The sequence below is a fragment of the Rhodoferax sp. genome (assembly GCF_012927445.1).
Lineage (GTDB): Bacteria > Pseudomonadota > Gammaproteobacteria > Burkholderiales > Burkholderiaceae_C > Rhodoferax.
This window is the reverse complement of the sequence record NZ_JABBPD010000004.1, coordinates 686,285-707,906: the sequence shown is the minus strand read 5'-3', so window position 1 is coordinate 707,906 and position 21,622 is coordinate 686,285. Positions and strand designations below refer to the sequence as shown.

Below are 21,622 nucleotides of genomic sequence, written 5' to 3'. Positions count from 1 at the left end.
ACCGGTGTTTTTGTCGCCGGAGAGCGACAGCATCTTGCCTTGGAAAGAAGAATCTCTTTTAAATCATGCACTTAGGGCTGTCGCCTGAGAGCGACTCCGCTTCAGGCGGCCGCTGTCGGCGGTGCCGTGCTGTCTGTTTTAAAGAGGCCGGGCGTCAAGCCGTGCTTTTGCATCAGGCGGTAAAACTCGGTCCGGTTGCGGTCGGCCAGGCGCGCGGCATCGGCCACATTGCCGTCGGTGAGCTTGAGCAGGCCGACCAGATAGTCGCGCTCGAAGCGCTGCTTGGCCTCGGCAAACGTCAGCACCTCGACGCTGGGCGAGCGCAGGGCGCGCTCCACCAGCGCCAGCGGCACCAGCGGCGAGGTCGACAGGGCGCAGACCTGCTCCACCACGTTGTACAACTGGCGCACATTGCCGGGCCAGGCGGTGGTGGTCAAGGCTTTGAGGGCTTCGGGCGCGAAGCCGCTCAGGCGCTTGTGGTACTTGCTGGCCAGCTTGACCAAAAAATGATTGGCCAGCAGGGGGATGTCTTCGCGCCGCTCGGACAGCGGCGGCAAGGTCAGGGTGACGACGTTGAGCCGGTAGTACAGGTCAGCCCGGAACTGGCCTTCGGCCATGGCCTGGTCCAGGTCGCGGTGGGTGGCCGAGATGATGCGCACATCCACCGGAATGGACTGGCTGGAGCCCAGCGGCCGCACCATGTGTTCCTGCAGCACGCGCAGCAGCTTGACCTGCAGGGCCGGTGGCATATCGCCAATCTCGTCCAGCAGCAGGGTGCCGCCGTCCGCGGCCTGAAACAGCCCGGCGTGGTTGGCGACGGCGTCGGTGAACGCGCCTTTGACGTGGCCAAATAATTCCGACTCCAGCAGGGCTTCCGGAATGGCGCCGCAGTTCACCGCGATGAACGGTTTGCTGGCGCGTGCCCCGGCCTGGTGAATCGCCTGGGCCAGCAGTTCCTTGCCGGTGCCGCTTTCGCCGCGCAGCAGCACGCTGGCGTCGGATTGCGCCACCATCCGCGCTTCCGCCAGCACTTCCGCCATGCGGCTGGAGCGGCTGATGATCTGGTCTTGCCACGCCTCCGGGCTGCCCTGCTTGGCTGAATGGGCCGGGGCGCTCAGTGACAGGGCCTGGGCAATCTTGTCGAGCAGACTCTTGCCATCAAACGGCTTGGTCAGGTAGGAGAAGACGCCGCGCTCGGTGGCCTCCACCGCATCAGGAATCGTGCCGTGGGCGGTCAGCAAAATCACCGGCAACGACGGGTGTTGCGCGCGGATGTCGTCAAACAGCGCCAGGCCGTCGCGGCCCGGCAGGCGCACGTCGCTCAGCACCAGCTGGGGCCGCTCAATGTGCAACTGGGTCATGGCCGCTTCTGCGGAGGTGACGGCGCTGACGCGGTAGCCTGCCGCCGTCAGCCGGATGGTCAGCAGGCGCAGCATGTCGGCGTCGTCGTCAACCACCAGCAGATGGGGCCCTTGGGCGAGCGACGCTGCCGCGGCTGGTTTGATCGGGGGGCGGGATTCGCTCATGGGGCGGGGGACGGGTTGCTGCGTTTGGCCGGGGGTGACGACTTGGGGGCCGGTGGGTGGCTGGTGAGGCTGCGCTCGATGGCCTTCAGCGCCTCCAGCCGTTCATTGGTCTGGTCGAGCTTGCGTTGCACCTCGCGCGTCTGTTGCGTTTGTTTCTCCAGCTGATCTTCCAGGCGGCGGAACTCGCCATAGCGCGCGGCCAGCAGGCGGGCCAGGGCATGCAGCGACTGCGCCTCCATGCTGTTGTTGGCGAGCACGCGGGCCAGCAGTTCCTGCGCCCGGATCAGTTCAGGCAGTTGCAGCATCTGGCTCAACACCAGGGAGCGCTGCATCTGCTCGGTGGGGCTGGCCCCGTTGTCCAAGCGGGTCGCTTCCTGGCTCAATTCTGTCGGCGACATCAGATGCACCCGTTCGGCATAGGCCAGCATGCGGGCGACGGCCTGGTTCGTGATCGGCGTGGCCGGGCTGGCCGGCGCGACCAGGGGACTGGTTGTTGGCTGGGGGCTGGCCATCACAGACGGCTCCGTGCCAGTGCTTGGCGCCTCGTCCTCGGTCTGGCAGACGGGGCCGGGCGCGGTGGTGGTACTGCAGGCCGCCAGCACCGTCGCCGTGAGGGCCGCCAGCAAGCCGGTCCGGAGCCGGCGCAGGGCATGGGAGGCAGAAGTTTCAGGATTTAAAAACATGGGGAATCTCAATTCTGAAGTGGGCACCGGGTTGGTCCGGTAGCAGCTCGATGCGGCCGCCGTGTGCCGCAATATATTCGTGAACGATGGACAAGCCAATGCCGCTGCCCCGGACCATATCGGTCGGTTGGCGTTCGCCACGGTAAAACGGCTCAAAAATCCGCTCCCGATCTGTCAGAGCCACGCCAACGCCCTGGTCGTGAATGTCGATCCGGACCAGGCCCGGCAGGGTGCTCAACTCGAGCCGGATCAGGCCGTTGAGCGGCGAGTAGCGGATGGCGTTGGACAACAGGTTGGCCAGCACGGTGCCGATTTTTTCGGGGTCGACCTCCACCATCGTCCGCTCGCCGGTGACGGTGACCGACAAGTCGCGCGCACGCCATTGCAGACGCTGCGCGTCCACCTGCGATTCCATCAATTCAAGCAAGTTGGTGGTTTTTCGGTGCAACTGGCGGGCCTCAAACGCGGCCGTATTGAACCGCAGCAAATCTTCAATCTGGCTCTGCAAGACGCCGGTGTTGTGCTTCAGGATTTGGGCAATTTCGAGTTGTTCATGGTTCAGCTCGCCGGCCACACCATCTTCCAGCAGGGAGACCCCTTCCCGCATTGAGGCCAGCGGGGTTTTGAGTTCGTGGGAGATATGGCGCAAAAAGCGCGATTTGTCGGCGTCCAGCTCAACCAGCCGCAGCCGCAGCCAGTTCAGCCGCTGCCCCACCAGCGCCAAGTCAGCCGGGCCCCGGATGGCGATCACCTGATCGAGCCGGTTTTCGCCGAGGCCGACGATGGCGCGCTCCAGCCGCCTCAGCGGCAGGGTGAACCAGATGCCGAAGGCCAGCGCCATGGCGACCGCCAGCGCGATGGCCCAGGTGACTTGTTGCGCCAGGTGCCGGCGGCTGTCTTCCAGCTTGGTTTCCAGTGATTTGTTGCGTTGCTGGATAGTCTGCTGCACCTGCAGCGCGATGGCCGAATTGACGACCGCCAGTTCGCGAAACTCCTGCGCCAGCTGGCGTTCCCGGTCCAGCGCGGTCTCGGGCGGGCCGGTCAGCAGATTGCCCACGGTTTGCAGGTGCGCCAGCCAGTCCCGCTTGCTGCCGCTGGCCAGGCCTTCGGCGGTCATGCTGGCCAGGGTGTTGCTGGCGTCACGGGCCTCGTCGGCAAAGCGCTTGCGCAGAACGCGGTCGTCCAGCACCACCGACTGGCGCGAGGCGCGCTCCATCGAGACACTGAGCTCGCTCAGGGTCTGGGCCAAGCGGCTGAGTTCCAGCGCTTGCGCCGCGCCGTCGCGGCTTTGCAGAGTCAGGTCTTCCAGTGTGAACAGGGCGCGCAGCGAGGCTGCGCCGAGCAAGGCGGCAATCAGCAGAAAAGCGATGACCAGGAGCTGCCGAAACGAAAATCGCTGCAGCATTCTCAACGGGTGTCGGGTGCCGTAGAGCAGGCGGTTTCCCAGCAAGGTGGCCGCCTCAGGCCGGCTCGGCAATGTGTTGGGGGAGCACGTCGCCGCGCAACGAGTAAGAGCGTGTCTCGGTAATCTTGACGTCCACCAACTGCCCGATCATCTCGGTCGGTCCGACGAAATTGACGACCCGGTTGCACTCGGTGCGGCCCATCAGCTCGGCGGCATCGCGCTTGGACGGGCCTTCCACCAAAATGCGCTGCACCGTGTTCAGGCGACTCTCCGAGATGCGCTTGATGCTGTCGTTGATGACCGACTGCAGATGTTGCAGCCGGCGCAGCTTCACCTCATGCGGCGTGTCGTCATGCAGATTGGCCGCAGGCGTGCCGGGGCGCGGGCTGAAGATAAAGCTGAACGAATTGTCAAAGCCAACATCGTCAATCAGTTTCATCATCTTGCCGAAGTCGTCTTCGGTCTCGCCGGGGAAGCCGACGATGAAGTCGCTGCTCATCGCCATGTCGGGCCGGATGGCGCGCAGTTTGCGCACGGTCGATTTGTATTCCATTGCGGTGTAGCCGCGCTTCATCGCCATCAAAATGCGGTCGGAGCCGTGTTGCACCGGCAAATGCAGGTGACTCACCAGCTTCGGAATTTTCTCGTAAGCGGCAATCAGCGCTGGCGTGAACTCGTTGGGGTGGCTCGTCATGTAGCGGATGCGCTCAATGCCGGGAATGTCGGCCACGTACTCCAGCAGCGTGGCAAAGTCGGCCATTTCACTGGAGGGCGATGCGGCGTCGCTCACCATGCGGGCGCGGTAGGCGTTCACGTTCTGGCCCAGCAGCGTGACTTCTTTCACGCCCTGGTCCGCCAGCCCGGCCACCTCGACCAGCACATCCTCAAACGGGCGTGACACTTCTTCGCCCCGGGTGTAGGGCACGACGCAGTAACTGCAGTATTTGGAGCAGCCTTCCATGATGCTGACAAAAGCGGTGGCGCCTTCGACACGCGCTGGCGGCAGGTGGTCAAACTTTTCGATTTCGGGAAAGCTGATGTCGACTTGCGAGCGGTTCTGCCGGTCACGCTGTGCCAGCAATTGCGGCAGGCGGTGCAGGGTTTGCGGGCCAAACACCACGTCCACATACGGGGCGCGGGCAATGATGGCGGCGCCTTCCTGGCTGGCGACACAGCCGCCAACACCGATCAGCACCCCTTTTTCTTTCAGGTGCTTGACGCGCCCCAGATCAGAAAACACTTTCTCCTGCGCTTTCTCCCGCACCGAGCAGGTGTTGAACAAAATCAGGTCGGCTTCTTCCACGTTGTCGGTCGGCTCGTAGCCCTGTGCGGCATTCAGCACATCGGCCATCTTGCCCGAGTCGTACTCGTTCATCTGGCAGCCGAAGGTTTTGATAAAGACTTTTTTGGACATGGAGAGAATTCAGGTTAATTGCTACTGTATTTGTAGCTGCTTGCGCATATAAGACGGGGGCTAGCGCCTGTTTTATATAAATTTCGAGGGGCGGACCAACGCCGTTACTGCCGAGGATACTTGGGCAGCTGGTTGTACGGCGTGTTGCCGTCATCCGTTTTGGGCTTGTCGGCGTCTGAGCCAAAAATGAAGTTCGTCACCGGCTCCATCCCGCTGCGTTTTTCTTGCGCTTCTTCGGGGCTCAGGATCCAGACTTCATGAATCTGCCCCTGCGCATCGCGCCGGTAGTTGACCAGCACGCGGGTGCCGACCAAGGAGCCGGACATCACCAGTTCGTTGTTGACGCCCTTGATGCGGGCGCCCGGCGACAGCCGCTCGGGCGTGCCGCTCATCAGCACCGCCGGCGGCGCCGTTACCTCCAGCAGGCCACGCTTGGCCGCCAGTGGAAACTGGCGCAGCGTGGTTTGCGCCGCGACGGGCATGGGACTGGAGGTGGCCGTGCAGACAAGGGCCAGCATCAGCAGAAAACGGAGCATTGGCAGGGGCAGGCAGCGGTTCATGGTGTTCATCCAGAGGCTGGGGTTTGAGAGGCGAATTCAGGTTGAAGAATCTCAACCTGTAAAAAATCCATTGTAAATCAATAGCTTGGCATCGATGGCATTGATCGACAGAACCAGGGGCGCTCAGCCAGCGGGCGCATCAACAAAAAACCCACATCAACAGCTGCTGATGCGGGTTCTGAATAATTTGGTGGTGATAGGTGGATTTGAACCACCGACATCAGCATTATGAATGCTGCGCTCTAACCAACTGAGCTATATCACCGACAGCCGCAGATTATAGCAACTAGAAGCCGCATTCATCACAGGTTCTTGAAATTTGCTTTGCGTTTGTTCACAAAGGCGTCCATGCCTTCTTTTTGATCGGCGGTGGCAAACAGGGCGTGGAACATGCGGCGTTCAAAACTGATGCCGTCGCTCAGGGTGCCTTCAAACGAGCGGTTGACGGATTCTTTGGCGGCCATGGTGGCAATTTGTGAGAAATCACTGATCATCAAAGCGGCGCCCAGCGCCTCCTCCATCAGCTTGTCCAGCGGCACGACGCGGCTGACCAGACCGGCGCGCTCGGCCTCAACCGCGTCCATCATGCGGCCGGTCAGGGCCAGGTCCATGGCCTTGGCTTTGCCCACGGCGCGTGGCAGACGTTGGGTGCCGCCGGCGCCGGGAATCACGCCCAGTTTGATTTCAGGTTGGCCGAAGCGGGCGTTGTCCGCGGCGATGATGAAGTCGCACATCATGGCCAGTTCACAGCCGCCACCGAGTGCGAAGCCGCTGACGGCGGCAATGACGGGTTTGCGGATTAAGCGAATCTGTTCCCAGTTGCGGGTGATGTAGTCGCTTTTGTACACATCGGCAAAGGTATAGCTGGCCATGGCGCCAATGTCGGCCCCGGCAGCAAAGGCTTTTTCGCTGCCGGTAATGATCATGCAGCCAATGGCCGGGTCCGCATCAAAGGCTTTGAGTGCGGTGCCCAACTCCGTCATCAGCTGGTCGTTCAGTGCGTTGAGTTGCTTGGGGCGATTCAGGGTGATGATGCCGACTTTGTCGGCTTCGGTGCGGACGTTGATCAGTTCGTAGTTCATGCAGTTCTCCGGTTTTTGTTAATGGTTGACATCGAAAGAAAATCAGGCGGCGTTGAGCCACTGGCCAACTCGTTGGCCGTCGCGCGCCACCAGCCGCCAGGTGGTGACGGCCTTGGGCAGTGACAGCGACAGTTTCATCAGTCGCTTGTCGCGTGCCACCAGGGCGATGACCTGGGTGGCCGTGCCCGCATAAAGCAACAAATCATCCAGCTTGCTGAGGCGCCAGTGGGTGGCGGACTTGGCCGTCCCGACTTCAAGCCCCAGCCATTCATCGCCCGCGGCGAACCCGGCGGATTCAGCGGCGCCCCCGCGCAAAACGGTTTTGATCACAATCCCGTTGCTCTCCGCCACGCGCAGGCCGAGGCGTTGCGCGATCTGGGCTGGCTCTTCCAGCACGGCGATGCCTTGCCCGTCGAGCAGTGCCTGGAGGGGCAGGGCTGCGGTGCCATGCACCCAGTGTGCAATCTCTTTGGCAAAAGACCGACCCGAGAGGGCTTCCAGCACATTGGACAGATCACTCTCACGCATGGGGCCACCCTTGCAGCGCAGCCACAAGGCCCGCATCACCGCATCGAGGGTTGTTTGCCCCTCATGACGCAGCGTCAGGTCCAGACACAAGGCCACCAGCGCGCCCTTGGTGTAATAGCTGACCGTGGCGTTGGGCGTGTTCTCGTCCTGCCGGTAGTACTTCACCCAAGCGTCAAAGCTGGCCTGCGCCACGGATTGCACCTCGCGCCCGGGCGTCTGTAGCACCTGGTTGACGGTCTTGGTCAGCAGCTTCAGGTAGGTGGTGTCGTCAACCAGTCCGGCCCGGCGCAGCAGCAGATCGTCGTAGTAGCTGGTAAAGCCTTCAAAAAACCAGAGCAGTTGCGTGTAGTTTTCCTGGGCGTAGTCGTAACGGGTAAATTCGGCCGGGCGCAGTCGCTTGACGTTCCAGGTATGGAAATACTCATGGCTGATGAGACCCAGCAGCGTGGTGTAACCCTCGGATGGCTTGGGTTGCATGGTCGGCGGTTGGGTCGTGTGCGGCAGCAGCGCCGGGTTGCTCAGACGCGGCAGGTCTTTGCGGGTGCAAATCAGCGCGGTGGAGTTGCGATGCTCCAGGCCGCCGTAGCCATCGTCCACGGCGTTGAGCATGAACAGGTAGCTCTGCTGCGGTGGTTGGTTGCTGGCGCGACTGCCGGCCTTGGGGCCGTGCCAGAAACGGATTTCAGCTTCGCAAATCTGTTGCGCGTCGGCCAGCAGCCGGTCGCCGTCAAAGCTGGGGGGCGCGCCGGTCACCACAAAACGGTGCGGGATGCCGCCCGCCACAAAAGAGCCACTCCAGAACTCGCCCATCTCCACCGGGCAGTCCACCAGTTCGTCGTAGTTGGCGGCGAGATAGCGGCCGAAGCCGCTCTTATTGGTTTTTTTGGGTGTCAGTCCGGTGGCAACCTGCCAGTTGGGGGATGCCTTGTTCGCCCGCAGTTCCAGCGCATGGGGCAAGTTTTCCTGGCCTGCGACTTGCAGGAACAGGCTGGTGCCATTGAAGAAGCCGCGCGCTGCGTCCAGCCAGGCGGTGCGGACCGAGTTGTCAAAGGCGTAGATTTCGTAGCTTAGCACCAGCGGCTGGTTCGCCGCGCATTCGGCTTGCCAGCTGCACTTGTCGAGCTGCGTCAGTGCCACCGATGTGGCGCCCTGGTGCGCTTGCAAGCGTTGCAAGCTTTTGGAAAACTCACGCACCAGATAGCTGCCCGGAATCCAGGCGGGCAGGCTGACCCGCTGCAAGGGTGCGGGCTGCGCGATGGTCAGCGTGACCTGAAACAGATGGGCATGCAGGTCTTGCACCCGCACGCTGTAGCCAACGGCAGCGGTGGTCATCAGTTCTTGGCGTCGGTCAGGTGTTTTTCAACTTGGGCGGTGCTGATGGCACCGGGCACGCGGGTGCCGTCCACGAAGACCAGCGTCGGGGTGCCGGTAATCTTGTACTTGCGGCCCAACTCCACGTTGCGCTCGATGGCGGCGCTATCGCAGCTCGCTGCTTTGGGCAACTGGTCCCGCACCATCCAGTCTTGCCAGGATTTGGCTTTGTCTTTGGCACACCAGATGTGCTTGGACTTCTCGGCAGAGTCCGCACTGAGAATGGGGTAGAGGAACATGTGAATCGTCACGTTGTCCACTTTTTGCAGGTCGTGCTCGAAGCGTTTGCAGTAGCCGCAATTGGGGTCTTCAAAGACGGCCAGCTTGCGTTTGCCATTGCCGCGCACGATGGTGAAGGCATCCTTGATCGGCAGCGAGTCAAAACTGATGGCGGTCAGCTTGTCGATGCGTTCTTCAGTCAGGTTGCGGCGTTGTTTGGTGTCGATCAGATTGCCCTGAACCAGGAAATTGCCTTCAGCGTCGGTGTAGAAAATATCGGTACCGTTGACCCGAATTTCAAACAGGCCGGGCATGGGGCTCTTGGTGACCTCGTCGATTTTCTTCAGCTGAGGAATCCGCTCGCCCAGATTCTTGCGAATGGTGGCCTCCTGGGCGCTGACGCTAAAAGCCGCCACCAGAGTGGCGGCCAGCAAGGCGGTTTTCATCAAGTTCATCATCATCCCGTCAATTATTTAAAACCCATGGCTTGGCGTGCGACCCATTGCTTGACCAGGCCGCTCCGTTCAAACCCCTTCATGCCCCAGTTGCGCGCGGCTTGCCAGGGGGCACTCCGTTGCGAAAACAACTGTTGCAGGCCATCCATCGTGGCGCCCATGGTCAACACCGCCGCCTTGCGCGAGCGCTCGTAGCGCCGCAGCAGTTTTTCGTCGCCGACCGAGCGCCAGTACTCGCGCTCGTGCAAGGCCGTTGCCAGTGCCGCCACGTCGCCCAGCCCCAAATTCAGGCCTTGCCCGGCCAGCGGATGAACGTTGTGCGCGGCGTCACCGGCCAAGGCCCACGCCTTGCCGTCATGACGGCCGACCCAGCGATCGGCTTGCGCCTGCTGCAGCGGCCAGGCGCTTCGCTCACTGATCAGGGTGAGTTGGCCCAGGCAGCCTTCACTCGCCGCTACCAACTGCTGGCAGAACTCGTCCGGACTCTCGTCCAGCAGCGCCTGCGCGCGACCCTCTTCAACAGACCAAACGATGGCGACAGAGTTCCCTTCGGGCCCGCCCATCGGCAAAAAAGCCAGAATTTCGCCCTGCGAAAACCACTGGCGGGCGATTTGGGCATGGGGCGTTTCGCACCGCAGCCGGGCAGCGATTGCGCGCTGGTGATAGGGCGTGACCTCAAAGTCAATGCCGAACTCGGCGCGTGTGCTGCTGGTCTTGCCTTCGCAGATGACGGTCAGGGTGGCCGGTTGGGGGGCGTCCAGCAACTCGATGAGGGGTTGAAACCGCACCGCCTCGGCCAGCTGGGCTTCAAGCACCGGCACATCCACAATCCAGGTCAAACCGGGAACCTGGAGGTCGCTGGCGCTGAAGTTCACCTCACCGCCGTCGTCGCCTTTGACCTGCATTGACAGGATTTCGGTCGCGTGCTGGGCATCGGGCCAGCAGCGCAGTGATTCCAGCAGGGCTCTGGATTTGGCATTCAAGGCATAAGCCCGCACGTCGGCCGTTGTCGTCTTTTCGGGTGAATCGTTTTTGGCCACGGTTGGGGCCAGCGACACCAGGCCCACGCGAAGACGTTCACGCGCCAGCAACAGCGCCAGCGTGCGACCCACAATGCCACTGCCGCGAATGCAAATATCAAAGGGTTGAGTCATGTTCGGGATTGTAGAAGCCCGCGCTAAATCCCTATTCAATCAGCCCAATGGGCTCATCACAGCGGTGGCCATCAAAAAAGTGCGCTTTCGGGCATTCACCGATACTTCATTCATTCAGTCTAATAAGGAGTTATATGGATTTTTTGGGTCTTTTTGAAAAGTATTGGCCATTCCTGGCCTTGGGTCTTTGGTGGGCGTACAAGTGGTGGAATTCAAAAAGAGTCATTGCCATGCTGCCAGAACTCAAGAAGGACGGCGCCATCTTTGTCGACGTTAGATCGGCTGGGGAGTTCGCCAATGGGAACGCACCTGGAACAATCAACATCCCCCTGCCGGAATTGGGAAGCCGACTCGGTGAGATACCCAAGTCGTCCCCGGTTGTTCTCTGCTGTGCCAGCGGAACACGAAGCGGCATGGCAAAACTATTGCTAAAGAAGAAGGGCTACCAGAAGGTTTACAACATCGGAACCTGGCGCAAGTTTTTGGACTAATCTTCTTTGGACGGCGTACGGTGTGCACCTTGCGACTGGACCACTCTCCCGCAGGATGCGCCCATCGGTCGCGCTCGCCTTTTTAAGCATTGGCTCGCTGATCATTACAATTGACATCAATCTTCCAGGGCTAAACGAGGACAAAACTGTGCAGCAATGCCGTGTTTTGCCCGTTTGGTTTTGATCTTTTCGACCCCGTTATCTTGCGCGGGTCCGGCACTTCCACGATGCCCCGTTGGGTTCGCTAGTGCTTTGATTTTTAAGGAAATTTCATGAAATGTGGCATTGTGGGCTTGCCCAACGTCGGTAAATCGACCCTGTTTAACGCCCTGACCAAGGCCGGCATCGCCGCCGAAAACTATCCGTTTTGCACCATCGAGCCCAATGTGGGCATCGTGGAAGTGCCGGACGCCCGTCTCGATGCGCTGTCCCTGATCGTCAAGCCGCAAAAGGTGCAGCGCGCGATTGTTGAGTTTGTGGACATTGCCGGCCTGGTGGCCGGCGCCAGCACCGGCGAAGGCCTGGGCAACAAGTTTCTGGCCCACATCCGCGAAACCGACGCCATCATCAATGTGGTGCGCTGCTTTGAAGACGACAACGTGATTCACGTCGCTGGCAAGGTCGATCCGATCTCCGACATGGAAGTGATCCAGACCGAGTTGTGCCTGGCCGATCTGCAGGCGGTGGAAAAAGCCTTGCACCGCGTGACCAAGGCCGCACGCTCCGGTGACAAGGAGTCCATCAAGCTGGTGTCGATTCTGGAAAGATGCCAGGCGGCGCTGAATGAAGCCAAACCGGTGCGGACCCTGGCGTTCAGCAAGGAAGAGTTGCCGTTGCTGACGCAGTTCTTCCTGATCACCGCCAAGCCTGCCATGTTTGTGGCCAACGTGGCCGAAGATGGTTTTGAGAACAATCCATTCCTGGACCGCCTGACCGCCTACGCCAAAGCGCAAAACGCGCCGGTGGTGGCGATCTGCGCCAAGATCGAGGCCGAAATGGCAGACATGGAAGAGGAAGACAAGAAAATGTTCCTCGCCGAAATCGGCCAGGAAGAGCCGGGCCTGAACCGCCTGATCATTGCGGCCTACAAGCTGCTGGGCCTGCAAACCTACTTTACGGCTGGCGTGAAAGAAGTGCGCGCCTGGACCATCCATGTCGGCGATACCGGCCCGCAGGCGGCGGGTGTGATTCACACCGACTTTGAGAAGGGCTACATCCGGGCCCAGACCATTGCCTTTGAAGATTTCATCACCCACAAGGGTGAGCAGGGCGCCAAAGATGCCGGCAAGATGCGCAGCGAAGGCAAGGAATACGTCGTCAAGGATGGCGACGTGATGAACTTCCTGTTCAGTTCCTGATATTTATAAGAAACGGGGCTGTAGCCCCTGTTCTGCCTGCGTAAGCAGCTATTAAAATAATAGCGGTGTCTGTTCGTCTGCTGTGAAGTCATTCGCTTTGACCGTCTACGACAAGTCCACGCAAGATAACTTGTCGGCTGCATTTTTGCGCGAGCTGGCAAAACTTCACGAGAGGCGAAATTATGAAACTCAAAGTCGATACAGAACTGAGTGAATTTGAACGCGATTTGCTGGAGTCCATAGCCCAGGCCAAGCGCGGCGAGGGCCGCGTGACCACGCCCGAGCAGATCATGGCACGGCGCCAGGGCCGCCCAGTGGGCAGCGTCAAGGCCGCGCCCAAGGTGCCCACTACCATCCGCCTATCACCCGACGTGTCCGCCGCCTTTCGTGCGACGTGATGAACTTCCTGGTCATCTCTTGATTTATTCCGAATCGGGCTTTAGAGCTTGAGCAGCTTGCGTAAGAAGCTATTTTATTGATAGTGGGTTCGGGTATTTTTTTGTTTCGGACCGGCGGGGACGGGGCAGCGCTTGGGAGCGACTGAACCTGCGGTTCTTGATGTCGCCCCCAAACGCTGCCCCGTCCCCGCCTAGCGTTGTGTGATTTGCAGGTGGTCGAGCGGGCCTGCCTGCTAGCTGACATTGGGTGCTGCGGTTTCCACTTGACGCGACAGGACGTTATGTCAAGTGGATGGCCTAGCTGGCTGTTCAGCAAAGGTTCCTTTTATGAACACAATTTAAAGATTTCAGAATTCACGATTTAAGGCATTATGCAGTGTCTTGATATTTTTCGAATACCACGACACTGCATTGAAATCTAAAATAATTCAAGCAGGGTACGTATTGCACTTTATTTTTTGTGTTTAGTCCCGCTATTTTCAACCTTAATTACTTTAAGGATTGTTGAATTTTCAATGTCAAGATCACCTGTAATCGCACAAATATCATCAACTTTACATAATTTGAAAATTTTAGGTGCTACTTTCTTATCGGCAACTTCAAAATCAAATGTTCCGGCATCAGGGGTCACGAAATTGCATTGCATTGTGCCGCAATCATAGTATCCAACAATGCGTTGTCCTTTGAGAATTTCAGCATAGGATGAAATAGAAATTGATGAAATGGAAATCATTAAAAATGCGATGTTAATATATTTTTTCATTGAATTATTCTAAGATAAACACCATAAATTTTAGTAAATTAAGTAGTTTAATAGGTGGTTAACTACTTGAGATTGTGATTAATTTTTTTATACAGATCGCGACGTTCGACTGGAGTGTTGAATTGGCATAAATTTATTGTACAAATTATTTTTTTTCTATTAATAAATAATTTTATTTTTTTAGCCACAAAATCAAATAGCCATTCTGCGAAATCCCCTCCATATTTTTGTGCTTGACAACCTCCACACGAACCATTGCCATGTAATTTTTTATATTTACGACATGTATTGCAGATACCTTGGCTCATGATTACTTCCTTGCTATCCTAATAGTTTTCTTGACTTGTCTCACAAGAAGTTAGACCGATAAATATTTAAAAAATATTCGGCAAAATTCAGATTAACAAATACTATATTGAGGGTTGGCTATTCCTTATTTACTTTTCTATTTTTGTTTTAATGAAATTAACTCAAATTTCCTAGTTGATGAATCAGGGTATTTTTTCTTTATTTCTGAAATGGCATTTATTTCGCTTTCAGCCTCAATCGTTGCTGTATTTGGACCTTGTTTTGAACTACCAGTTGAATTTGAAATGTAGAATCTAATTTCGTATTTAATTTTCGCCATTTTATGCCTCGTTGTAAATCAAGAAATCTAAATTTTATTTATTTATCTTCGTTAATTATGTTAATCAAATCTATTGCAGATAAACTTGGGGATACAACTGTTAGCTGTCCAATTCGATGAATTTTTTCATATCTTGGATCATCCTTGGATAAGGCAGTAATCCATTTAACACGTCTTAAGTGCATAAGATCAGCACGTGTTTTTGTCTTTGCAACGCTTATCCAATTATTGAAGTCATTTTCATAATCCCCAACGATATTCCCAATAAGCAAATACCCAGATGCTGATGAAGGGCAAATAACAAAATCGCCATCATTTATGGAATAAGCGAAATTCCACGGTATGTTTGCTTGTGTTTTTAGAACTCTTTCATTTCCATCTTCATCAGGGTACAAAATTCTAAATTTTTCCAAGTAGTCAGAGTAGTTGTTTTTGAACATTCGAAGGTCGCCCATTCCTGCCCAACCTATCGCAATGTAACCCTCTACTCCAGGTGACGGCGGAAATGGCCCATTTTTTGAGTTGAACGCCTCCAATTGATCACCTCTTTCGCCGACGAACACCCCCCATACTTTTGCTTTAACTTGGTCATTCATTGTTAGCTCCGTTTAAAAAAACAATGAAGCAATCCTAAGATATATTTAAGATAGTTGCAAGATGTATTTAAGCTATTTTTGTATTTTTTTAAAATTTTTCATGCCATCTTTTTTTAAGCACCACTCACGCCAACATCGGCGTCCTAAACTGTTGCTAACCGATCCAGGTCAAATTTCATCGTTGAAATAGTGTTCGTAAAACGGTCGTATTGTTGACACCCAAAAACAAGGCTAGCGTGCCACCTGTTTTGATTGTTTCGTGTCAATCAACTGATCCACAAATCAATGTGATGCAAACGTATGGGTTTGTGGCTTGAGTCATTCTTTTTTGTAAGCTTAAAAATCCGCTAGCCGCCGTGCAGAAAGCGTAAAAAGCTATAAAAATCATAGCGTTTTGGGGCGTTTGACCTGAGGCCGTCAACACGTCAAGTCGGTGGGGATGAGGCAGCGCGTGGGTGCGACATCAAGAACCGCAGGTTCAGTCGCTCCCACGCGCTGCCTCATCCCTGCCCGATGTTTAAGGGCCAAACAGGCCAACCAGTGCCGCTGTCATCGTCAGGTAGCGGGCAAACTTGCCAATCGCCATGTAGGCCAGGCAGGGCCAGAACGGCAGTTTGAGCCAGCCGGCGACGGCACACAGCGGGTCGCCGATGCCCGGTAGCCAGGCCAGCAGGCAGGCTTTCGGGCCGATGCGTTCCAGCCAGTCCAGCGCCCGCAAATGATGTTTGGAATGCTGGTAGCGATCAACCACTTTGTGCGACGCCAGGCCCATGGCCCACGTCACGGCGCCGCCCAGGGTGTTGCCGGCGGTGGCGACCAGGATGGTCGGCCAAAAAAGGGCCGGATTCAGCTTGACGAGACCAAACACCACCGGCTCGGAGCCTAGGGGAATGAGCGTGGCCGAAATGAACGACACGACAAACACCGTGCTCAGGCCGAATTCGGGCAGCGCCAGTAGTTTGAGGAGGTGATCGATCCAGGTGGGCATGGGTGCGTGAGTATAGGGTTTACGTTTTAATTGCTGAAATTTTGGGCAGTTAGAATTCACCTCTGGCTTTTTGCCGCCCCCCCTGTTTTAACCCTGCACAAGGTCTCATCGTCATTCATTTGTCCGCATGAACATTGGTCCCTATTCGCTCGCCAATCCGTTCTTTGTCGCCCCCATGGCGGGGGTGACGGATCGACCGTTCCGTCAGCTTTGCAAGAAGTTGGGCGCGGGCTATGCCGTGAGTGAAATGGTCACCAGCCGGCCGGATTTGTGGGGCACGCTGAAAACCTCGCGCCGTGCCAACCACGAAGGCGAGCCCGGCCCGATCGCGGTGCAAATCGCCGGCACCGAGCCGGGGATGATGGGCGAGGCGGCGGCCTACAACATTGACCGGGGCGCACAGATCATTGACATCAACATGGGTTGCCCGGCCAAAAAAGTCTGCAGCAAATGGGCCGGTTCCGCCCTGATGCAGGACGAAACGCTGGCCTTGTCCATCGTCGAGGCCGTGGTGGCCGTCTGTGCGCCGCGCGGTGTGCCGGTCACGCTCAAAATGCGCACCGGCTGGTGCCAGGCGCAAAAAAATGCCGTGGTGCTGGCCCGGGCCGCCGAACAGGCGGGCGTGCAGATGATCACGGTGCACGGGCGCACCCGCGAACAGGGCTACAACGGGCAGGCCGAGTACGACACCATTGCCGCCGTCAAGGCCGCGGTGCGCGTGCCGGTGGTGGCCAACGGCGATATTGCGTCGCCCGAGAAGGCGCTGCAGGTGCTGGCCGCGACCCAGGCCGACGCCGTGATGATCGGTCGCGCGGCGCAGGGCCGGCCCTGGATTTTTCGCGAAATGGCGCATTTCATGGCGACCGGCACCCATCTGGCGCCGCCACTGGTGGCCGAGGTCAAACAGCTGTTGCTGGACCATCTGCAAGACCATTACGCGCTGTACGGCGAATACTCCGGCGTGCGCACGGCGCGCAAGCACATTGGTTGGTACGTCAAGTCCTTGCCCGGCGGCGAGGACTTTCGGGCGCGCATGAATTTGATCGAAGACTGCGGCCACCAGACCCGTGCCGTGGCTGATTTTTTTGACGGGATGAACGCGCAGATGGACCGGATGCCGGCGGCCGTTCCAAATGGTTTGCAAAGCGAGAAAGAAAAGCACATGGAAAAAGCAGCATGAGCACGATGCACATAGAAGAATGCGTGCGCAACAGCCTGACGGACTACCTCAGGGACTTGGGCGAAAGCGAGCCCAACGGCATGTACAACATGGTGGTCAACGTGGTGGAAAAACCGCTGCTTGAAGTCGTCATGCAGCATGCCGACAACAACCAATCCAAAGCCGCCCAGTGGCTGGGCTTGAACCGCAACACCTTGCGCAAGAAACTGCTGGAACACAAGCTGATTGAGTGAGCCGTGCGCCAGCGCTTGTGAGCCTCACTTTTTTTATCGATTACTTTATTTAAACCCATGAACGCACTCTTATCCGTCTCCGACAAAACCGGCATCGTTGAATTTGCACAGGCGCTGCACGCGCTGGGCATCAAGCTGCTGTCCACCGGCGGCACCGCCAAATTGCTGGCCGATGCCGGCCTGCCCGTGACCGAAGTGGCGGAAGTCACCGGTTTCCCCGAAATGCTGGACGGCCGAGTCAAAACCCTGCACCCCAAAGTGCACGGCGGCCTGCTGGCCCGGCGCGACCTGCCCGAGCACATGGGGGCCATCAAAGCGCACGGTATCGACACCATCGACTTGCTGGTGGTGAATCTTTACCCGTTTGAGTCGACCGTCGCCAAGCCCGGTTGCACGCTGGAAGATGCGATTGAAAACATCGACATTGGCGGCCCCGCCATGGTGCGCAGCGCAGCCAAGAACTGGAAAGACGTGGCGGTGTTGACCGACGCCTCGCAGTACGCCCAAGTGCTGGCCGAGTTGACCGACGGTGGCCTGACGCTCAAAACCAAGTTTGCCCTGTCGGTGGCTGCGTTCAACCGCATCAGCCAGTACGACGGCGCCATCAGCGACTATTTGTCGTCGATCACCTTTGAAGAAGACAACAGCACGCCGGCGCGCCAGTTGTTCCCGGCCCAGGCCAACAGCCAGTTCATCAAGCTGCAAGACCTGCGCTATGGCGAAAACCCGCACCAACAAGCCGCCTTCTACCGCGACCTGAACCCGGCCGCCGGCTCCTTGGTGACGGCCGTGCAATTGCACGGCAAGGAACTGAGCTTCAACAACATCGCCGACGCTGACGCGGCGTGGGAATGCGTCAAGAGCTTTGACGCCAGCAAGGAAGCGGCCTGCGTCATCGTCAAGCACGCCAACCCGTGTGGCGTGGCGGTGGGCGCCGACACGCTGGAAGCCTACAGTAAGGCGTTTCAGACCGACCCGACCTCCGCTTTTGGCGGCATCATTGCCCTCAACCGCACGCTGGACGAGCAGGCTGCGCTGCAAATCTCAAAACAGTTCGTTGAAGTGCTGATGGCGCCGGATTACACCCCCGAGGCGCTGGAAGTGTTCAAGACCAAGGTCAATGTGCGCATCCTGAAAATCAGCCTGCCCACCGACGGCAGCCAGGGCCGCAACACGATGGACATCAAGCGCGTCAGCTCCGGCCTGCTGATGCAGACTGCCGACAACCACACGCTCACGCTGGCCGACCTCAAGGTCGTCACCAAGGTGCAACCGACGGCACAGCAGTTGCAAGACCTGTTGTTTGCCTGGAACGTGGCCAAGTTCGTCAAGAGCAACGCCATCGTGTTCTGCAAAGATGGCATGACGATGGGCGTCGGCGCCGGTCAAATGAGCCGCCTGGACTCGGCCCGCATCGCCAGCATCAAGGCGCAACATGCCAACCTGTCATTGAATGGCACGGCGGTCGCCAGCGACGCCTTCTTCCCGTTCCGCGACGGTCTGGATGTGGTGGTAGACGCCGGTGCGACCTGCGTCATCCAGCCCGGTGGCTCGATGCGCGATCAGGAAGTGATCGATGCCGCCAACGAGCGCGGTGTGGCGATGGTGTTCAGCGGTGTGCGCCATTTCCGCCATTGAACGGGCTTACTGCCGCGTGATCGGTGTTAAGTAAAAAAAAGCGGCCTGGTGCCGCTTTTTTTATGGGAAGGCCCAGTCAGGCGGGCTGCTTGCGCGACACCGCCATGGGTGGCGTGCCTTCCTTGAAGAGTTGCCGAATTTGTTGGCGCAATTCCGGGGAGTCTTCGTGGTGATGAACCGCGACGGCGTGCTGAACGGCTGCCTCCAGCAGTTCTTGGTCCGTGTCAGCCGCGATCGCTACCGAGCAATTCATGTCACTTGGAAATTCCCGGCAATCCACGTATTGGCGTGTCATGTCAACCTCCCTATCAAGTTAATGACGATGCAGAGGCTCGGATTGCCGCGCAGAGTTGTCAGCAATGGCGTCGGGCCGGGCGCTCTGCAATTGCGAACGGTGCCGCTCTTTTCTTATAGTCAAAAAAATCAAATCTGCAAGAAATTTTTGTCAAACACCGTGTTCAATTTGACGGCCGAGATCCACGCCAGACGCACCCCATCGGCGGGGTAACCCGATGGATTGACCGTGGGCAAGCCGCGGGTGGCCCCCCAGATTCATGCCGCCCTTGACGTCGCTCACGTTGGGGCAGCCAGCGGCCTGCCGTTGAGAGGCCATTTTGAGGAGTGATTTTCAATGGCTAATCAGGCTGTAGCCCCCGTTAAATAAGCGTTGTAAGCTATTGTTTAGATAGCGATTTGAAGACCTCATGCGCCACGGCCACGGTGGTGGCGATGTCGTCATCGGTGTGTGCGGCGCTCACAAAACCGGCTTCGAACAGGGCCGGCGCAATGTAGACGCCACGGTCCAGCAGCCCGTGGAACAGTTGGTTGAAGCGGGCGCTGTCGGTCTTCATGACGGCCGGGTAGTTTTGCGGCAGCGCGTCCAGCAGGAAAAAGCCGAACATGCCGCCCTCGCTGTCGCTGCAGAACGGAACGCCGGCCTGCTGCGCCGCCGCGGTCAGGCCATCGACCAGCAAGCGGGTTTTGCGCGACAAGTCGTCGAAAAAGCCGGGCTTTTGAATTTCACGCAGCGTGGCCAGACCGCAGGCGGTGGCCACCGGGTTGCCGGACAGCGTGCCGGCCTGGTACACCGCACCCAGGGGCGCCAGCTGCTCCATCACGGCCCGTTTGGCGCCAAAGGCCGCCAGCGGCATGCCGCCGCCAATGACCTTGCCCATCACCGTCATGTCGGGCTCAAAGCCGGGGATGTCACGGGCGTAGACGCTTTGTGCGCCGCCCAAGGCGACCCGAAAGCCGTTCATGACTTCGTCAAACACCAGCAAGGTGCCATACTGGGTGCACAGTTCGCGGCAGCGTTTCATGAAGGGCACCGAGGCGCGCACGAAGTTCATGTTGCCGGCAATCGGCTCAATCATCAGGCAGGCGATGGTGTCGCCGTGCAAGGCAAAGGCTTCTTCCAGCTGGCCAATATGGTTGTATTCGAGCACCAAGGTGTGCTGCACCACCTCGGGCGGCACGCCGGCGCTGGTGGCGTTGCCAAAGGTGGCCAGACCGGAGCCGGCCTTGACCAGCAGCGCGTCGGCATGGCCGTGGTAGCAGCCTTCAAACTTGATCAGTTTGCTGCGGCCGGTGGCACCGCGGGCCAGCCGGATGGCGCTCATGGCGGCTTCGGTGCCGGAGCTGACCAGCCGCACCATGTCCATCGACGGCATCAGTTTCAGGATTTCTTCCGCCAGCTCGACTTCGCGTTCGGTCGGGGCGCCGAATGAAAAACCTTCCAGCGCCGCTTCTTGCACCGCTTTCAGGACGGCGGGGTGGCCGTGACCCAGAATCATCGGGCCCCAAGAGCCGATGTAGTCGATGTAACGTTGGTCGTTGGCATCCCACATGTAAGCCCCTTGGGCGCGCTTGATAAAGCGGGGCGTGCCACCGACCGCCTTGAAGGCCCGGACCGGGGAGTTGACGCCGCCGGGGATGACCCGCTTGGCGCGTTCGAACAGCGTGTGGTTGTGATCAGTGTTTTGTGTCATTAGAGGGGAAATCCAGCGTGGAAAAAGAAGAGGGTTCGTCGGAGTCTGCTTCGGTATCCTCTTCAGGGAGGGCCCAAAATAACCGGTCCGGCACGATGTGCCCCATACCGGGGCGAAAGCCGCCTTCCAGGCAGCGATCCAGGTAGCTCAGTGCTTCGGTGAAGGATTCCGCCAGGTCGTCGCCGCTGGCCAGCAGGGCGGCCAGCGCGGCCGACAGGGTGTCGCCAGCCCCGGAGAACACCGCCTCGAAGCGTTCAAATTTTTCGCTGGCGAGCACGGCCAGCGAGGACGCCAGCACGTTGTCAATGAACTGGTCGGGCAGCGGAATGCCGGTCACCAGCGTATAGGACACGCCCAGTTCTTGGGCGGCGCGGGCAATGTCGCGTGCCCCCGGGCTGCGCTCAGTGCTCCAGTCGGGCAGCAGCCAGCGCCACAAGGTGCTGTGGTTGCCCACCAATACGGTGGTTTGGGGCAGGATCAGTTCTTTGAAAGCATCCAGGTACAGGTCAATCTGGACTTCATCCCACCAGGACAGGTCGGGCATGTAGGCGATCAGGGGCGCGTCCGCGTAGTCGGCCGCAATGCCGGCGATCACGCTGAGATTTTCCGGGGAGCCGACAAAGCCGACTTTGATCACCTGGACCTGGACATCTTCCAGGGCGGCACGCGCTTGCTCTGTCACGGCGTCTTCGTCGAACGCAAAGTGATCGAAAATCTCGGCGGTGTCGCGGGCGTAGGCGCCGGTCACGATCGGCAGCGGATGCGCACCCACCGATGCAATGGCCGTGACATCCGCGGCCAGGCCGCCCGCACCGCTGGGATCATTGGCGTTGAACACCATGACGCAGGCGGGATGCGTCGCTTGCGTCGGCTCTTCGTCTATAAGGGAAACCATGGGTGGTTGCATGAGCGGGCCCGTATTTTTCTTCAGGCAGAATATCGTGAGTTGTAGTGTGTGGCGTTT

23 protein-coding genes and 1 tRNA gene are annotated in these 21,622 nt (G+C 58.4%); 6 read left to right on the top strand and 18 right to left on the bottom strand.

Translation table 11 applies throughout. The features are described 5' to 3' along the window. Positions 1 to 101: 101 nt before the first annotated feature. The 10 genes from HHJ17_RS08960 to HHJ17_RS08915 form a co-directional block, all read right to left on the bottom strand. Positions 102 to 1,526, bottom strand: coding sequence for a sigma 54-interacting transcriptional regulator (locus HHJ17_RS08960; protein WP_296501170.1), 1,425 nt, complete (start codon positions 1,524 to 1,526; stop codon positions 102 to 104). Further along, positions 1,523 to 2,209, bottom strand: coding sequence for a hypothetical protein (locus HHJ17_RS08955; protein ID WP_296501171.1), 687 nt, complete (start codon positions 2,207 to 2,209; stop codon positions 1,523 to 1,525). Before HHJ17_RS08955 ends, HHJ17_RS08960 begins: the two co-directional genes overlap by 4 nt. Continuing rightward, positions 2,193 to 3,614 (bottom strand): HAMP domain-containing sensor histidine kinase, encoded by a 1,422-nt coding sequence (locus HHJ17_RS08950; protein ID WP_296501204.1) that lies wholly within the window; start codon positions 3,612 to 3,614, stop codon positions 2,193 to 2,195. The genes HHJ17_RS08955 and HHJ17_RS08950 overlap by 17 nt, the downstream gene beginning before the upstream one ends. Positions 3,615 to 3,669: 55 nt before the next feature. After that, positions 3,670 to 5,028 carry a tRNA (N6-isopentenyl adenosine(37)-C2)-methylthiotransferase MiaB gene (gene miaB / locus HHJ17_RS08945; RefSeq protein ID WP_296501173.1) on the bottom strand — a complete coding sequence of 453 codons (1,359 nt, stop codon included), beginning with the start codon at positions 5,026 to 5,028 and terminating at the stop codon, positions 3,670 to 3,672. Positions 5,029 to 5,132: 104 nt separating this feature from the next. Next, complete coding sequence (locus HHJ17_RS08940; protein ID WP_296501175.1) at positions 5,133 to 5,588, bottom strand: hypothetical protein; 456 nt, start codon at positions 5,586 to 5,588, stop codon at positions 5,133 to 5,135. A 188-nt stretch (positions 5,589 to 5,776) separates the two neighbouring features. After that, a tRNA-Met gene (locus HHJ17_RS08935) sits at positions 5,777 to 5,853 on the bottom strand. A gap of 37 nt (positions 5,854 to 5,890) precedes the next feature. Further along, complete coding sequence (locus tag HHJ17_RS08930; protein ID WP_296505583.1) at positions 5,891 to 6,670, bottom strand: enoyl-CoA hydratase; 780 nt, start codon at positions 6,668 to 6,670, stop codon at positions 5,891 to 5,893. Positions 6,671 to 6,712: 42 nt separating this feature from the next. Further along, a complete protein-coding gene (locus tag HHJ17_RS08925; protein ID WP_296505582.1) occupies positions 6,713 to 8,530 on the bottom strand; it encodes a peptidase M61 in 1,818 nt (605 codons plus the stop codon). Beyond that, a complete protein-coding gene (locus tag HHJ17_RS08920) occupies positions 8,530 to 9,243 on the bottom strand; it encodes a DsbC family protein (protein WP_296505764.1) in 714 nt (237 codons plus the stop codon). Before HHJ17_RS08920 ends, HHJ17_RS08925 begins: the two co-directional genes overlap by 1 nt. 14 nt (positions 9,244 to 9,257) lie before the next feature. Continuing rightward, positions 9,258 to 10,397, bottom strand: a complete 1,140-nt coding sequence (locus tag HHJ17_RS08915; protein WP_296505581.1) for an FAD-dependent monooxygenase — start codon at positions 10,395 to 10,397, stop codon at positions 9,258 to 9,260. Between the two features lie 134 nt (positions 10,398 to 10,531). Here HHJ17_RS08915 and HHJ17_RS08910 point away from each other — a divergent pair, with 134 nt between their 5' ends. From HHJ17_RS08910 to HHJ17_RS08900, 3 genes are all read left to right on the top strand, one after another. Continuing rightward, entirely contained in the window at positions 10,532 to 10,888 is a 357-nt protein-coding gene (locus tag HHJ17_RS08910; RefSeq protein ID WP_296505580.1) for a rhodanese-like domain-containing protein, read from the top strand. A 272-nt stretch (positions 10,889 to 11,160) separates the two neighbouring features. Continuing rightward, positions 11,161 to 12,246: a redox-regulated ATPase YchF gene (gene ychF, locus HHJ17_RS08905; RefSeq protein ID WP_296505579.1), complete on the top strand. Its 1,086-nt coding sequence runs from the start codon at positions 11,161 to 11,163 to the stop codon at positions 12,244 to 12,246. Positions 12,247 to 12,428: 182 nt separating this feature from the next. After that, a complete protein-coding gene (locus HHJ17_RS08900) occupies positions 12,429 to 12,644 on the top strand; it encodes a BrnA antitoxin family protein (protein ID WP_296503136.1) in 216 nt (71 codons plus the stop codon). A 451-nt stretch (positions 12,645 to 13,095) separates the two neighbouring features. Here HHJ17_RS08900 and HHJ17_RS08895 read toward each other — a convergent pair whose 3' ends face one another. From HHJ17_RS08895 to HHJ17_RS08875, 5 genes are all read right to left on the bottom strand, one after another. Then, positions 13,096 to 13,407 carry a hypothetical protein gene (locus HHJ17_RS08895; RefSeq protein ID WP_296503134.1) on the bottom strand — a complete coding sequence of 104 codons (312 nt, stop codon included), beginning with the start codon at positions 13,405 to 13,407 and terminating at the stop codon, positions 13,096 to 13,098. Positions 13,408 to 13,469: 62 nt separating this feature from the next. Beyond that, positions 13,470 to 13,715: a hypothetical protein gene (locus HHJ17_RS08890; protein WP_296505578.1), complete on the bottom strand. Its 246-nt coding sequence runs from the start codon at positions 13,713 to 13,715 to the stop codon at positions 13,470 to 13,472. 137 nt (positions 13,716 to 13,852) lie between these two features. Beyond that, positions 13,853 to 14,035, bottom strand: a complete 183-nt coding sequence (locus HHJ17_RS08885) for a hypothetical protein (RefSeq protein ID WP_296503127.1) — start codon at positions 14,033 to 14,035, stop codon at positions 13,853 to 13,855. A 38-nt stretch (positions 14,036 to 14,073) separates the two neighbouring features. After that, positions 14,074 to 14,631, bottom strand: coding sequence for a hypothetical protein (locus tag HHJ17_RS08880; protein ID WP_296503124.1), 558 nt, complete (start codon positions 14,629 to 14,631; stop codon positions 14,074 to 14,076). 517 nt (positions 14,632 to 15,148) lie between these two features. Further along, positions 15,149 to 15,619 (bottom strand): YqaA family protein, encoded by a 471-nt coding sequence (locus HHJ17_RS08875; protein ID WP_296505577.1) that lies wholly within the window; start codon positions 15,617 to 15,619, stop codon positions 15,149 to 15,151. 127 nt (positions 15,620 to 15,746) lie between these two features. Here HHJ17_RS08875 and dusB point away from each other — a divergent pair, with 127 nt between their 5' ends. From dusB to purH, 3 genes are read left to right on the top strand one after another with little or no spacing between them, the layout of a single operon-like run. Next, a complete protein-coding gene (gene dusB / locus HHJ17_RS08870) occupies positions 15,747 to 16,799 on the top strand; it encodes a tRNA dihydrouridine synthase DusB (RefSeq protein WP_296505576.1) in 1,053 nt (350 codons plus the stop codon). Then, entirely contained in the window at positions 16,796 to 17,032 is a 237-nt protein-coding gene (locus HHJ17_RS08865) for a helix-turn-helix domain-containing protein (RefSeq protein WP_296505575.1), read from the top strand. The genes dusB and HHJ17_RS08865 overlap by 4 nt, the downstream gene beginning before the upstream one ends. 57 nt (positions 17,033 to 17,089) lie before the next feature. Beyond that, entirely contained in the window at positions 17,090 to 18,670 is a 1,581-nt protein-coding gene (gene purH, locus HHJ17_RS08860; RefSeq protein WP_296503111.1) for a bifunctional phosphoribosylaminoimidazolecarboxamide formyltransferase/IMP cyclohydrolase, read from the top strand. Between the two features lie 76 nt (positions 18,671 to 18,746). On the opposite strand, the gene HHJ17_RS08855 is transcribed toward purH, so the two are convergent. From HHJ17_RS08855 to HHJ17_RS08845, 3 genes are all read right to left on the bottom strand, one after another. Next, complete coding sequence (locus tag HHJ17_RS08855) at positions 18,747 to 18,965, bottom strand: DUF1059 domain-containing protein (RefSeq protein WP_296503108.1); 219 nt, start codon at positions 18,963 to 18,965, stop codon at positions 18,747 to 18,749. 379 nt (positions 18,966 to 19,344) lie between these two features. Further along, complete coding sequence (gene hemL, locus HHJ17_RS08850) at positions 19,345 to 20,658, bottom strand: glutamate-1-semialdehyde 2,1-aminomutase (protein WP_296503106.1); 1,314 nt, start codon at positions 20,656 to 20,658, stop codon at positions 19,345 to 19,347. Further along, positions 20,642 to 21,553, bottom strand: coding sequence for a bifunctional hydroxymethylpyrimidine kinase/phosphomethylpyrimidine kinase (locus HHJ17_RS08845; RefSeq protein WP_296503104.1), 912 nt, complete (start codon positions 21,551 to 21,553; stop codon positions 20,642 to 20,644). The genes hemL and HHJ17_RS08845 overlap by 17 nt, the downstream gene beginning before the upstream one ends. Positions 21,554 to 21,622: the final 69 nt, after the last annotated feature.

Coding starts and splice junctions, on each gene's coding strand:
- purH (WP_296503111.1), top strand. CDS start 17,090: ATGAACGCACTCTTATCCGTCTCCGACAAAACCGGCATCGTTGAATTT.
- HHJ17_RS08940 (WP_296501175.1), bottom strand. CDS start 5,588: ATGAACCGCTGCCTGCCCCTGCCAATGCTCCGTTTTCTGCTGATGCTG.
- HHJ17_RS08920 (WP_296505764.1), bottom strand. CDS start 9,243: ATGAACTTGATGAAAACCGCCTTGCTGGCCGCCACTCTGGTGGCGGCT.
- HHJ17_RS08910 (WP_296505580.1), top strand. CDS start 10,532: ATGGATTTTTTGGGTCTTTTTGAAAAGTATTGGCCATTCCTGGCCTTG.
- hemL (WP_296503106.1), bottom strand. CDS start 20,658: ATGACACAAAACACTGATCACAACCACACGCTGTTCGAACGCGCCAAG.
- HHJ17_RS08895 (WP_296503134.1), bottom strand. CDS start 13,407: ATGAAAAAATATATTAACATCGCATTTTTAATGATTTCCATTTCATCA.
- HHJ17_RS08960 (WP_296501170.1), bottom strand. CDS start 1,526: ATGAGCGAATCCCGCCCCCCGATCAAACCAGCCGCGGCAGCGTCGCTC.
- HHJ17_RS08900 (WP_296503136.1), top strand. CDS start 12,429: ATGAAACTCAAAGTCGATACAGAACTGAGTGAATTTGAACGCGATTTG.
- dusB (WP_296505576.1), top strand. CDS start 15,747: ATGAACATTGGTCCCTATTCGCTCGCCAATCCGTTCTTTGTCGCCCCC.
- HHJ17_RS08875 (WP_296505577.1), bottom strand. CDS start 15,619: ATGCCCACCTGGATCGATCACCTCCTCAAACTACTGGCGCTGCCCGAA.
- HHJ17_RS08950 (WP_296501204.1), bottom strand. CDS start 3,614: ATGCTGCAGCGATTTTCGTTTCGGCAGCTCCTGGTCATCGCTTTTCTG.
- HHJ17_RS08845 (WP_296503104.1), bottom strand. CDS start 21,553: ATGGTTTCCCTTATAGACGAAGAGCCGACGCAAGCGACGCATCCCGCC.
- HHJ17_RS08925 (WP_296505582.1), bottom strand. CDS start 8,530: ATGACCACCGCTGCCGTTGGCTACAGCGTGCGGGTGCAAGACCTGCAT.
- HHJ17_RS08865 (WP_296505575.1), top strand. CDS start 16,796: ATGAGCACGATGCACATAGAAGAATGCGTGCGCAACAGCCTGACGGAC.
- HHJ17_RS08880 (WP_296503124.1), bottom strand. CDS start 14,631: ATGAATGACCAAGTTAAAGCAAAAGTATGGGGGGTGTTCGTCGGCGAA.
- ychF (WP_296505579.1), top strand. CDS start 11,161: ATGAAATGTGGCATTGTGGGCTTGCCCAACGTCGGTAAATCGACCCTG.
- HHJ17_RS08885 (WP_296503127.1), bottom strand. CDS start 14,035: ATGGCGAAAATTAAATACGAAATTAGATTCTACATTTCAAATTCAACT.
- miaB (WP_296501173.1), bottom strand. CDS start 5,028: ATGTCCAAAAAAGTCTTTATCAAAACCTTCGGCTGCCAGATGAACGAG.
- HHJ17_RS08855 (WP_296503108.1), bottom strand. CDS start 18,965: ATGACACGCCAATACGTGGATTGCCGGGAATTTCCAAGTGACATGAAT.
- HHJ17_RS08955 (WP_296501171.1), bottom strand. CDS start 2,209: ATGTTTTTAAATCCTGAAACTTCTGCCTCCCATGCCCTGCGCCGGCTC.
- HHJ17_RS08890 (WP_296505578.1), bottom strand. CDS start 13,715: ATGAGCCAAGGTATCTGCAATACATGTCGTAAATATAAAAAATTACAT.
- HHJ17_RS08930 (WP_296505583.1), bottom strand. CDS start 6,670: ATGAACTACGAACTGATCAACGTCCGCACCGAAGCCGACAAAGTCGGC.
- HHJ17_RS08915 (WP_296505581.1), bottom strand. CDS start 10,397: ATGACTCAACCCTTTGATATTTGCATTCGCGGCAGTGGCATTGTGGGT.